Source organism: Cupriavidus sp. FW306-1B-F12B (genome assembly GCF_058781795.1).
This window is the reverse complement of the sequence record NZ_JBYSXC010000001.1, coordinates 201,985-213,897: the sequence shown is the minus strand read 5'-3', so window position 1 is coordinate 213,897 and position 11,913 is coordinate 201,985. Positions and strand designations below refer to the sequence as shown.

Below are 11,913 nucleotides of genomic sequence, written 5' to 3'. Positions count from 1 at the left end.
GATCAACATGGGTATCAACCTTCCGGTTATCTGGGCCGCCCTGATCTTCTTCGGCGTGATGATGTACGTCATCATGGACGGATTCGATCTTGGCATCGGCATTCTCTTTCCCTTCGTCGGCGACCGTCATGACCGCGACGTCATGATGAACACGGTGGCCCCGGTCTGGGACGGCAACGAAACCTGGCTGGTGTTGGGCGGCGCGGCGCTGCTGGGCGCCTTCCCGCTGGCCTACTCGGTGCTGCTCAGCGCCTTCTACCTGCCGCTGATGTTCATGCTGATGGGGCTGATCTTCCGCGGCGTGGCCTTTGAATTCCGCTTCAAGGCCAGCGACCGCAGCCGCCCATACTGGGATGCCGCGTTCACGTGGGGATCGGTGCTCGCCGCCTTCTTCCAGGGCGTGACACTGGGCGCCTATATCGACGGCATCGCCATGGAAGGCACCACCTTCACCGGCGGCGCGCTCGACTGGCTGGCGCCGTTCCCGATCTTCTGCGGCGTGGGCGTGGTGATCACCTATGCCTTCCTCGGGGTCACCTGGCTCATCATGAAGACCGAGGGCCGCCTGCAATGGACCATGCTGCGCGTGACCAACGTGCTGACCGGCGTGATGCTGGCAATGGTCGCGGCGGTGAGCGTGTGGACGCCGCTGACCCATCCGGAGATCGCGCAACGCTGGTTCGCGCTGCCCAACCTGTTCTTCTTCCTGCCGGTCCCGCTGCTGGTGCTGTTCTCGGCCTTCGGCATCTACCGGTCCCTGCGCAAGCACCCGAACGTGTCGCCGTTCCTGTATGCGCTGCTGATGATCTTCATGGGCTATACCGGGCTTGCCATCAGCATCTGGCCCAATATCATCCCGCCGTCGATCTCGATCTTCGATGCGTCGTCGCCCCCGCAAAGCCAGGGCTTCGCGCTGGTCGGCACCCTGTTCATCGTGCCGATCATCCTGGCCTACACCTCCTGGTCCTATTACGTGTTCCGCGGCAAGGTCAAGCGCGGGGAGGGGTATCACTGATGGCCAGGATCCTGCAATCGCGGCTGGCGGCCCGCCTGGGCTGGCTGCTGGCCCTGTGGCTGGCGGGGGTCGGCACGGTCTTTGTCTGCGCCAGCCTGATGAAGCTGCTGATGCGCGCAGCCGGGCTTGCCAACTGAAGCCATGCCGTCCTCTGGCCCGCTCTCCCGTCCCGCGCTGCCCGCGCGCACCGCCGGCGTGTTCGACACGCTCGCGGCAGCCTGGGCGGGACGCCCCGACCTTGCACCCTGGCTGCATTCGCTGAAGGTGTTCGGCGCGGCGATGCTGGCGCTCTACGTGGCGCTGGCGCTCGGGCTGCCGCGGCCCTACTGGGCCATGGCCACCGTCTACCTGGTGTCCAGCCCGCTGGCCGGCGCCACCTATGCCAAGGGCACCTACCGCGTCTTCGGCACGCTGCTGGGCGCGGTGTGCGCGGTGGCGCTGGTGCCCTGGCTGGTCGACGAGCCGGTGCTGCTGATGGCCGCGATCGCGTGCTGGACCGGCACCCTGCTCTACCTGTCCTTGCTGGAGCCGGCGCCGCGCAACTACATCTGCCTGCTGGCCGCCTATACGCTGCCGATCGTGGCGCTGCCGACGGTCACCAACCCGGCCACGGTCTTCGACGTGGCCCTCACCCGCATCGAGGAAATCGTCATCGGCATCGTCTGCGCCAGCGTGGTCAGCGCGGTGGTGTTTCCCTCGCGCACCACGCCGGCGCTGGCCGCGCGCGCGTCGGCGTGGCTGGACCACGCCTCGCGCTGGATCACCGACGTGCTGGCCGCCGGCGCCAGCGCGGGCCAGCGCCATGACAGCTTCAGCCAGCTGGCCGCCGATATCCTGGCAATGGAAACCCAGCTGGCGCAGCTGACCTATGAAGCCGACGGCGCCCTGACCCTGCGGCGCGCACGTGCCCTGCACCAGCGCATGACGGCGCTGCTGCCGCTGGTGCTGGCGCTGGCCGATGCCGCCAGCGCCTTGCGCCGGCATCCGGCGGGCATGCCTGACACCGTCGCGCAGCGCATGCGCGCCACGCTGGCCTGGATCGCCGGCGACGCCGGCGCGTCCCGGCCCCCGCCTTCCTGGTACCCGGCAGGCACCACGCCCGCCGCACCCGCGGACTGGCATGCACGGCTGGTCGCGGCGACCTGCACCTACCTGGATGGACTGGGCGATCTCTGGCAGGACTGCCGCTTGCTGCAGGCCAGCCTGCGCCAGGGCGGGAGCGAGCCCACCGCGCTGCGGTACCGCGTGGAACCCGCCGGGCAGGCCCGGCACCATGACCACGCACAGCTGTTGTTCCGCGGCGCCACCGCCGGCTCGGCCACCTTCGTCGCGGGCCTGCTGTGGATGGTGTCGGGCTGGGTCGACGGTGCGGTCCCGGTCGGCCTGGCCGCGCTTGCCAGCTGCTTTATCGCCACCACCGCGGAGCCGCGGCTGATGGCCGGCCGCGTGATCGCGTGGAGCATCGGCTGTGCGCTGCTGTCCTGGTATTACCAGTTCGTGGTGCTGCAGCTGGCCCATGACTTCGGCTCGCTGGCCGCCCTGCTGTCCGGGCCGTACCTGGTCATCGGCGCCATGACGACGCAGCCGCGCAATGCGCTGTTCGGCGTGTTGCTGGCGGTCACGGCGGCGTCGTTCCCGGGCCCGCAGCACCTGACCGCGGCCAGTTTCGCCGGCATCTTCAACAGCAGCCTGGCAAGCCTGGCGGCGCTGGTGTTCTCCGCCTTGTGGGCGGTCCTGATGCAGCCCTTCGGCCAGCAGCTGGTGGCCTACCGGCTGGCCAGGGCCAACTGGAACGAGATCGCGCTGGCGGCGCACCCGCGCGCGCCGGTCAACAGCGCACGGCTGCGTGGCCGCATGCTGGACCGGCTGCTGCGCCAGTGGCCGCCATTGACCCGCCGCAACAATGCCAGCGGCAGGCAGGCCGGCAGCGCCGTTGCCGACTTCCTGGTCGAATCCGCCGCGCTCGCGCTGCGGCGCGCCCCCGCTGGCGTGCCTGCGCCGCACCGCCGTGCCGTGGAGCGCGTGCTGGCCGGCGTGGCACGCCACTACCGCCAGTGCGCGCGCGCCGGCCATGCCCGCCCGCCCGCTCCGGCACTGGCGGCGCTGATCGACGCGGCCTTCGTGGCGCTGGCCTCGTCGGCGCACGGCAGCCCCCGCACCGCGCTGGCGGCACTGGCCACCCTGCGGCTGGCCCTGTATCCGCCTACCGAAGGAGAGCCCCATGCACGCCACTGAGTTCGACCTGTACGGCGTCTTCGTGCCGGCCACCGTGGTGTGGATGCTGGCCGCGTTCGCGGTAACCGCCGGCGTGCGCGCCGTGCTCGCCCGGATCGGCTTCTACCGCATCGTCTGGCACCGGTCCTTGTTCAATTTCTCGCTCTATATCCTCGTACTGGGCGCGATCGTCGCGCTCGTCTGGCAGGCTCCATCATGATTCGCAAGCTTTCGCTGCTCGGCCCGGTTGCGGTGACCCTGGCGGCCGTGGTCGCCGCGGCGCTGACCGCCTGGCATTTGTGGCAGTACTACACCGAGGCGCCCTGGACCCGCGACGGCCATGTGCGCGCAGAAGTGATCCAGGTCGCGCCGGATGTCTCCGGCCTGGTCACGGCCGTGCTCGTCGGCGACAACGCCCGGGTGCAACGCGGCCAGGTCCTGTTCGTGGTAGACCAGGAGCGCTTCAGCCTGGCCCTGAAACAGGCCCAGGCCGAAGCCGCTTCGGCGCGCGCCGCGCTGGCACTGGGCCGGCGCCAGGCGGCGAACGCGGCCGCCGTGGCTGCCGCGCAGGCGCGCATCGACGAAGCCGATGCCGCGGTGGACGTGGCCAGGCTCAACCTGGCCCGCTGCCGCGTGACCAGCCCGGTCGACGGCCATGCCAGCGACCGCCTGCCGCGCGTCGGCGACTTTGCCACCCGCGGCAGGCCGGCCCTGTCGGTGGTGGCCAGCGGCTCGCAGTACGTGGAAGGCTATTTCGAGGAAACCAAGCTGCCCGCGATCCGCGTCGGCAGCGCCGCCGAAGTACATATCATGGGCCAGCGCACTCCCTTGCGCGGACATGTGCAGAGCATTGCGCCCGGCATCGAGGACCAGGACCGCGCCATCGGACCCAACATGCTTCCCAGCGTCAACCCGACCTTCAACTGGGTGCGCCTGGCGCAGCGCATACCGGTGCGAATCGCACTGGACCAGGTGCCGGCCGGCGTCCATCTGATCGCCGGCCAGACCGCGACGGTGCGCATCCGGGCGCCGCGAGAATGAGGCGCCCGACGCAGCCATACCGGCCCCGCCGCAACTGTTCTGCTTCCGCTCCTGCCGATTTGTACGCCTGCCGGGCGGCCATCGGTCCCTACCATGGACGGCATGGCATGCGCCATGCCCCACCCCATTGCCCCCGGGAGATTCGCCATGCAAGCAGCGCTTGTGCAAGAAATGCCCGCCACCCGCAGTCCTGAGGCGCCCGCGCCGGACCATGCATCACCCGCCTGCCGGGACCAGCTGGGCCGTCCGCTGCGCGACCTGCGGCTCTCGGTGATCGACCAGTGCAACTTCCGCTGCACCTACTGCATGCCCAAGGAGCGCTTCGGGCGCGACTATCCGTTCCTGTCGCCCGAGCAGCGCCTGTCCGATGCGGAGCTGCTGCGCATCGTGCGCGCCTTTGTCGGCCTGGGCGTCGAGAAGGTGCGCCTGACCGGCGGCGAGCCGCTGCTGCGCAAGGGCATCGAGTCGCTGGTCGAACGCATTGCGGCCATGCGTACCCTGGATGGCCGGCAGGTGGAAGTGGCCATGACCACCAACGGCAGCCTGCTGGCCCGCAAGGCGCGTTCGCTGCGCGACGCGGGCCTGGGCCGGGTCACGGTCAGCCTGGACAGCCTGGATGACCAGATCTTCCGCGCCATGAACGATGTCGATTTCCCGGTCGGGCGCGTGCTGGAGGGCATCGACGCGGCCATCGCGGCGGGCCTGGCACCAGTCAAGGTCAACTGCGTGGTCGAGCGCGGCACCAACGACGCGCAGGTGCTGCCGATGGTGGAGCACTTCCGTGGCAGCGACGTCACGCTGCGCTTTATCGAATATATGGATGTGGAAGGCCCGAGCGGCTGGTCACAGTCACGCGTCGTCCCGTCCGACGAGATCCGCGGCATGGTCGAACGCGCGCATGCGCTGCTGCCGGTCACCCGGCGCGACGGCGAAACCGCCAGCAACTACCTGCTGGCCGACGGCAGCCTGAAGCTGGGCTTTATCTCCAGCGTTTCGCACCCGTTCTGCGGCGATTGCACCCGCGCACGCGTTTCGGTCGACGGCCGGCTTTACCTGTGCCTGTTCGCCACCAGTTCTGTCGACCTGCGCCAGCACCTGGGTGCCGCACGCCCCGATGAAGCCGTTGCTGACGCGGTCCGGCAAGCCTGGCAGGCCCGCGGCGACCGCTACTCAGAGCTGCGCGCGGACCGGCTGGCCAGCGGCAAGCGCCAGTACCCGACGGTGCGCATGTCGCTGGTAGGGGGCTGAGCCGCGGGCGCGGCTTTCGGTCACTCAGTCAGGATTCGGGAAAGCCTGCGCGGCAAGCTCCGCGCCGGCTGGCGTCAGGCTCGCGTGACCGCGGCCTTCCTGGTCGATCGCCACGTCCGCCAGTCCGGCGGCTTGCAGCTGCGTCAACACGCGCCGCAGCACGCTCATCGGCAGTTGTGCCCGCTTCGCGATCTTGGCCAGCGACCAGGGGCTGCCGCCACTCTCGCGCCCAGCCTGCCACAAGACCTGGAGCGCCGCGACCATGGCGGGATCGATGTCAGCGTCTTCCATGCTGGTGCTCCTCCTCGCCCGGCTCGCGGCTGCGCGCCAGCAGGTGCTGCGCGATCTTGCCCAGCGTCTGCACGGCGGACTCGATGCCGGGCGACCATTCCCCGCTGTAGTTCAGCCGGATGCAATGGCGGTAAGTGGCCCCGGGCGCAAACATATGCCCGGGCGCAATGGTGATGCGGTGCTCCAGCGCGGCGTGGTACATCTCCATCGCATCGATGCCCTCCGGCAGCTGCACCCACAGCACATAGCCCCCCGCAGGGCGCGACGGGGTGGTGCCGTTCGGGAAGAACCTGCGCACCGCGGCGGCCATGATGTTGGCCTGCTGCGCATAGGCCTTGCGCACCCGCCGCAGGTGGAAGTCGTAGCCGTCGTTCTTCAGGAACTCGGCAATCGCCAGTTGCGGAATGGCGGGCGTGGTCAGCGTGTTGAGGAACTTGAGCCGTTCCACCGCCTCGCGGTAGCGGCCCGGCAGCGCCCAGCCGATCCGGTAGGCATTGGTCAGCGTCTTGGAGAATGAGGAGCAATGCAGCACGATGCCGGCCTTGTCAAACGCCTTCAATGAACTGGGATGGGCCTCGCCGTAATAGAGCTCGCCGTAGACGTCGTTCTCGATGACGGGGATGTCCTTCTCGGTCAGCATGGCCACCAGCGCGCGCTTCTTCTCATCGGGCATCTGGAAGCCGAGCGGGTTCTGGAAATTGGGCATCACCATGCAGGCGGCCACGCCCTTTTCATCGATCAGCCGCGCCAGCTCGCCGAGGTCGATGCCTTCCACCGGATCGGTCGCCACCTCGATGGCGCGCATGCCCAGCCGCTCGATGGCATGGAGCATGGCGTAGAAGGTTGGCGACTCCACTGCGATGGTATCGCCCGGCCTGGCCACCGCCTGCAGGCAGAGGTTGATGGCCTCGGTCGCGCCGATGGTAACGATCACCTCGTTCGGATCGATGGCGTAGCCGTTCTCCAGGTAGCGGCGCGAGATCTGCCGGATCAGCTCGGGGCTGCCGGGCGGCAGGTCGTCGAGCATGGTCCACTTGGCATAGCGGCGCGCGATATTGTTGGCGTACTGGTTGATGCGCTGCCACGGAAACAGCGAAGGGTCCGGATAGGGCGAACCGAGCGGCACGGCATCATCGGAACGGATCGACCGCAGCGTGGAAAGCACCAGCGCGCTGACATCCACCGCCGAGGGCTTGGCACTGGGCCTGGACGGGCGCAACTCGACCACCGGCTCCCCCGGCCGCGCGCGCACGAAATAGCCGGACTGCGGCCGGCTTTCGATGATGCCGCGGCTCTCCAGCAAGACGTAGGCGCGGATCACGGTGGTGATGCTCATGCGGTGGTGCTGGCTGGTTTGCCGCACCGAGGGAATCCGCTCGCCGGGCAGCAGCACGCCCTGTTGCACCAATGCCTCGATGTCCGCAGCCAGTTTTTCATATAGTTTCACGCTGCGCTCCCCTTCCCATGTCCCTTGCGCCCGGCCGGTGCCTGGTCCGGTCCTTGCGCCGGGCTGCTGTCAGCTGAGCCAACGATGAAGATCATAGTACGGCAGGGGCAGATTTTGGAGTTGTCCGGCGCATTGGGGTTCGACCCGCACAAAGCCGCTGGCCTGGCCGAGCGCCGACACCGAGGCGGCACCCTGCTGTGCATTGACCTGCACGAAGCTCTCGCGGCCGCCGAGGTTGCCGAGTTCGCCCACGCGCCAGAAGGCATCGCCGCGGTGCGGGCGGGTGCCCGCCAGCGCCGCCCTGACCCGGCCTATCGGCGGGAACAGCTCCGCGCGCCCCTGCAGGCGGCGCAGCAGCGGCGTCACCAGCAGCGCGAAGGTGGCATAGGCTGCTGCCGGATTGCCGGGCAGGCACACCACGGGCTTGCCGCGCAGGCGCCCAACCGTGACCGGCTTGCCGGGCTTCATGTTGACGCCACGGCAAAGCAGTTCGCCGCCCGCCGAAGCCAGCGCCGCCGCCACCAGGTCGCGCTGGCCGACCGAGGCACCGCCGGTGACCAGCACCAGGTCGGCGTCGGCGGCAAGTTCCCGCAGCATGTCGTGCAAGGCGCGCTCGTCGTCCTGCACGTGGCGGTGGCAACTGACCACGGCGCCCATCGACTGCACCAGCGACTCGAGCATCGGGCCATTGACGTCATGCACCTGGTACACGTCACGCGGCTCGTCGTGCGCCGCCACCTCGTCGCCCGAAGTCAGGATGGCCACTTCCACCAGCCGGCAGACCGTGGCCTCCGTCAGTCCCTGCGACGCCAGCGCGGCAATATGCCCCGCATGCAGCAGGGTTCCCGCCGACAGCAGCAGGTCGCCCCGGCGGGCGTCCTCGCCCTTGCGCCGGATATGCTGGCCCGCCACGGGTGCGCGCGCGCAGACGACGCCGCGATAGGTCTCCTCGGCATTCTCCAGCGCGACCACGGCATCGGCGCCGGGCGGAATCACGCCGCCGGTGTAGATGCGGATGGCCTGGCCGGGCAACAGCGGCTGCGGCTGCGTGCCGGCGTAGACGACCTGCTGCAGCGGCAGGCAGGCGTCAGCGCGGCAGTCTGCGCAGCGCACCGCATAGCCGTCCATGGCGCTGCGGTCCGCCGCGGGCGTATCCATGACCGCGGCCACGTCGCCGGCCAGCACGCGGCCGGTCAGCAGGCCCAGCCACACGGTTTCGGTCTGCGGCACGGGCTCCGCGCACATCGCGAAGACCGCCTGCGCCTCGTCAAAGTTCAGCATGCTGCGCCTCCGCGGGCGGCGTCCAACGCGGCGCCGGTGTAGTCGACATAACCATCCTTGCGGCAGAAGCTGAGCAGGCGCAGGCCGGCCTGCTCGGCGATGCGTATCGCCAGCGAGGTCGGCGCCGAGATCGTCGCCAGCATCTGGATATTCATGCGCGCCACCTTGCGCACCAGTTCATAGCTGGCGCGGCTGGACAGCAGCACGAAGCCGTCGTCCATCGCCACGCGCTGCATCGCCAGGTGGCCGATCAGCTTGTCCAGGCCGTTGTGGCGGCCCACATCCTCGAACACGTGCAGGATCTCGCCGCCCGCATCACACCAGGCCGCCGCGTGGACACCGCCGGTGGCCTGCATCAGCCGCTGGTGCGACGGCAGCGCCGCGACCGCGCGCTCGATCATCTCGCGCGACGGCGTCAGCCGGGTGGCCGGCTCGGGCATGCGCGCGGGCTCCAGGTCGAGCAGTTCGATGCTCTCGATGCCGCAGACGCCGCAGCCGGTGCGGCCCGCAAGCGCACGCCGGCGGGCCCGCATGGTGGCAAAGGCGTGCTCGCTGATCTCCATCTGCACCTCGGCGCCGTGCTGGTGCACGTGCACTTCCAGGTCGTGGATCTCGGCATTGCGCCCGACGATGCCCTCGGTCAGCGAGAAGCCGACCGCGAACGCCTCCAGGTCCAGCGGCGTGGCCATCATCACGGCGTGCGAGATGCCGTTGTACACCAGCGCCACCGGGAGTTCTTCCGCCACGTTGTCCGTGGCCGGCTGCACCACGCAGTCCTTGTGCCGCACGATGCGGCGCGCTTCATAGCCTGAGTGTTCGACCAGTTCGGTGCATTCCATGGGGGTCTCTTGAAGAAAATTGATGCAGCGCTTGCATGCTGTCGGTTTTCTCCCCTCTCCCGCTGCGCGGGAGAGGGGAGTGTTCGCGAGGGGTAATGGCTAGCGTTCGCGGCGGTGGTGCACGAACGCAGGATCAGCCTGCCACAGCCGCGGGCTGGCGACGGGACGGCGTCAGCAACACCGGCACCGACTTCGACGTGGGCGTGCCGCAGCCATCGCCCGTGCTTTCCAGCGGCACCAGCGGATTGGTCTCGGGGTAGTAGGCCCCCAGGCAGCCTTGCGGGATGTCGTATTCGACCAGCACGAAGTCCTCGACCTGGCGCTGCACGCCGTCGTCCCAGACACTGGTGATGTCGACGTGCTGGCCCGCCTTCAGGCCAAGCCGCGCCAGGTCAGCGGGGCTGATGAAGACCACCCGGCGCAGGCCGAACACGCCGCGGTAGCGGTCGTCCAGGCCGTAGATCGTGGTGTTGTACTGGTCATGCGAGCGCGTCGTCATCATCACCATCAGCTTGTCGCCATACTTCTGGCGGGCCCGGCTGATGGGAGTGTCCTTGTCGATGCGGTTGACCAGGAACTGCGCCTTGCCCGACGGCGTATGCCAGACCCGGTTGCATGCCGCCGGCGTCAGGTGGAACCCGCCCGGCACCGCAACGCGCGCGTTGTAGCTCTCGAAGCCGTCGATCACCTGCTCGATGGCGTCGCGGATGCGGGCGTAGTCCTGCGCATACCAGAGCCAGTCGATCTTCTCCGAGCCCAGCGTGGCGGCTGCCATGCGCGCGACGATGGCAATCTCCGACAACAGGTGCGGCGACGCCGGCGCGTTCATGCCAAACGAGATATGGACCATGCAGACCGAGTCCTCGACCGTCACGCCCTGCGCCACGCCGTCCTGCTGGTCGATCTCGGTGCGGCCCAGCGTCGGCAGGATCAACGACTCCTTGCCGTGCACCAGGTGGCTGCGGTTGAGCTTGGTGGCGATATTCACGGTCAGGTCGCACTGGCGCAGGGCCTCGAAGGTGCGCGGCGTATCCGGCGTGGCAGTGGAGAAATTGCCGCCCAGGCCGACAAAGACCTTGACCTTGCCCTCGAGCATCGCCGAGATGGTATGGACCACGTCATAGCCATGCTTGCGCGGCGGCTCGAAGCCGAAGGCGGCCTGCAGGCGGTCCAGGAATTCCGGCTCGGGCTTCTCTTCGATACCCACCGTGCGGTCGCCCTGCACGTTCGAATGCCCGCGCACCGGCAGCAGCCCGGCGCCGGGGCGGCCGATGTTCCCGCGCATCATCATCAGGTTGGACAGGATCTGCACCGTCGGCACTGAGTGCTTATGCTGCGTCAGGCCCATGCCCCAGCAGGCGATCACGCGCTTGCCCCTGGCGTAGACCTGGGTCAGCGCATCGATATCTTCCTGCGGCACGCCCGACTCGGCGACGATGTCGGCCCAGCTCTCCGCGCGCAGGTCTTCGATGAAGTCGCCGAAGCCGATGGTGTGCTCGCGCACGAAATCCACGTCGATCAGGCGCTCGCGGCCGTGCCGGATGGCCTCTTGGTCGAGTTCGTCCAGGCGCTTGGCCATGCCCTTGATCAAGGCAAAGTCGCCGCCCAGCTTGGGCTGCACGAACATCGAGGCGATCTTGGTGCTGGAGCCGGTCAGCATCTCTACCGGGTGCTGCGGGCTGGTAAAGCGCTCCACCCCGCGTTCGCGCAGCGGGTTGATCGAGACAATGGTGGCGCCGCGCCGCGCGCACTCGCGCAGCTCGCCCAGCATGCGCGGATGGTTGGTGGCCGCGTTGTGGCCGAACAGCAGGATGGTGTCGGCATGCTCGAAGTCATCCAGCACCACGGTGGACTTGCCCACGCCGATGGTCGGCGGCAGGCCCCGGCTGGTGGCCTCGTGGCACATGTTCGAGCAGTCGGGGAAGTTGTTGGTGCCATAGGCACGCACGAACAGCTGGTAGAGGAATGCAGCCTCGTTGCTGGCGCGCCCCGACGTATAGAATGCCGCCTGGTTCGGATCCGGCAGCGCACGCAGGTGGCGCCCGATCAGCGCAAAGGCCTCGTCCCAGGCGATCGCACGGTACTTGTCGGTCTGCGCGTCATAGACCATGGGGTGCGTCAGCCGCCCGTGCTGCTCCAGCTCATAGTCCGTCTGCGCCATCAGCGACGTCACCGTGTGCTGCGCAAAGAACTCGGGGGTCACGCGCATGCTGGTGGACTCGGCGGCCACGGCCTTGACGCCGTTCTCGCAGAACTCGAAGGTGGAGGCGTGCTGCCGGTCCGGCCAGGCACAGCCGGGGCAGTCGAAGCCATCGGCCTGGTTCTGCTTGAACAGCATCTTGTACTTGCCACCGGCAACCTTCTCCTTGATCAGGTTGATGGCAACGTACTTCAGCGCACCCCAGCCGGCGGCGGGGTGGGTGTAGGGGGCGATGTGGCCTTTTTCAGGCGTCGGGGAGCTCATTGGCGTGGTGTCCTGTAACGACGGGGGCGCTGTCCGGCGGCCTGCCAGTGCTGTGACGGGCGGGGACCGGATC

Annotated in this window: 11 protein-coding genes; 6 read left to right on the top strand and 5 right to left on the bottom strand. The window is 68.7% G+C overall.

Annotated elements, in window-relative coordinates; genetic code table 11:
• The first annotated feature begins 7 nt into the window (after positions 1–7).
• The 6 genes from cydB to moaA all read left to right on the top strand — a co-directional run bounded on the left by cydB (position 8) and on the right by moaA (position 5,518).
• A complete protein-coding gene (gene cydB / locus AC3WLE_RS00925) occupies positions 8–1,015 on the top strand; it encodes a cytochrome d ubiquinol oxidase subunit II (RefSeq protein WP_492355755.1) in 1,008 nt (335 codons plus the stop codon).
• Positions 1,015–1,152 (top strand): DUF2474 family protein, encoded by a 138-nt coding sequence (locus AC3WLE_RS00920; RefSeq protein WP_492317000.1) that lies wholly within the window; start codon positions 1,015–1,017, stop codon positions 1,150–1,152. Before cydB ends, AC3WLE_RS00920 begins: the two co-directional genes overlap by 1 nt.
• Positions 1,142–3,250 carry an FUSC family protein gene (locus tag AC3WLE_RS00915; protein ID WP_492355754.1) on the top strand — a complete coding sequence of 703 codons (2,109 nt, stop codon included), beginning with the start codon at positions 1,142–1,144 and terminating at the stop codon, positions 3,248–3,250. The genes AC3WLE_RS00920 and AC3WLE_RS00915 overlap by 11 nt, the downstream gene beginning before the upstream one ends.
• On the top strand, positions 3,237–3,449 hold the full coding sequence (locus tag AC3WLE_RS00910; protein WP_018313632.1) for a DUF1656 domain-containing protein: 213 nt from the start codon (positions 3,237–3,239) through the stop codon (positions 3,447–3,449). Before AC3WLE_RS00915 ends, AC3WLE_RS00910 begins: the two co-directional genes overlap by 14 nt.
• Positions 3,446–4,270: an HlyD family secretion protein gene (locus AC3WLE_RS00905; RefSeq protein ID WP_058696775.1), complete on the top strand. Its 825-nt coding sequence runs from the start codon at positions 3,446–3,448 to the stop codon at positions 4,268–4,270. Before AC3WLE_RS00910 ends, AC3WLE_RS00905 begins: the two co-directional genes overlap by 4 nt.
• 147 nt (positions 4,271–4,417) lie before the next feature.
• A complete protein-coding gene (moaA, locus tag AC3WLE_RS00900) occupies positions 4,418–5,518 on the top strand; it encodes a GTP 3',8-cyclase MoaA (RefSeq protein ID WP_492351283.1) in 1,101 nt (366 codons plus the stop codon).
• Between the two features lie 24 nt (positions 5,519–5,542).
• Here the strand turns inward: moaA and AC3WLE_RS00895 are convergent, their stop codons facing one another.
• From AC3WLE_RS00895 to AC3WLE_RS00875, 5 genes are all read right to left on the bottom strand, one after another.
• Entirely contained in the window at positions 5,543–5,809 is a 267-nt protein-coding gene (locus AC3WLE_RS00895) for a transcriptional regulator (RefSeq protein WP_492316998.1), read from the bottom strand.
• Positions 5,796–7,256: an aminotransferase-like domain-containing protein gene (locus AC3WLE_RS00890; RefSeq protein WP_492316997.1), complete on the bottom strand. Its 1,461-nt coding sequence runs from the start codon at positions 7,254–7,256 to the stop codon at positions 5,796–5,798. The genes AC3WLE_RS00895 and AC3WLE_RS00890 overlap by 14 nt, the downstream gene beginning before the upstream one ends.
• A 69-nt stretch (positions 7,257–7,325) precedes the next feature.
• Positions 7,326–8,537, bottom strand: coding sequence for a molybdopterin molybdotransferase MoeA (locus AC3WLE_RS00885; RefSeq protein WP_492355753.1), 1,212 nt, complete (start codon positions 8,535–8,537; stop codon positions 7,326–7,328).
• A complete protein-coding gene (gene fdhD, locus AC3WLE_RS00880) occupies positions 8,531–9,376 on the bottom strand; it encodes a formate dehydrogenase accessory sulfurtransferase FdhD (RefSeq protein ID WP_492351281.1) in 846 nt (281 codons plus the stop codon). Before fdhD ends, AC3WLE_RS00885 begins: the two co-directional genes overlap by 7 nt.
• A 133-nt stretch (positions 9,377–9,509) precedes the next feature.
• A complete protein-coding gene (locus AC3WLE_RS00875; protein ID WP_492316994.1) occupies positions 9,510–11,840 on the bottom strand; it encodes an FdhF/YdeP family oxidoreductase in 2,331 nt (776 codons plus the stop codon).
• Between the last annotated feature and the right edge of the window lie 73 nt (positions 11,841–11,913).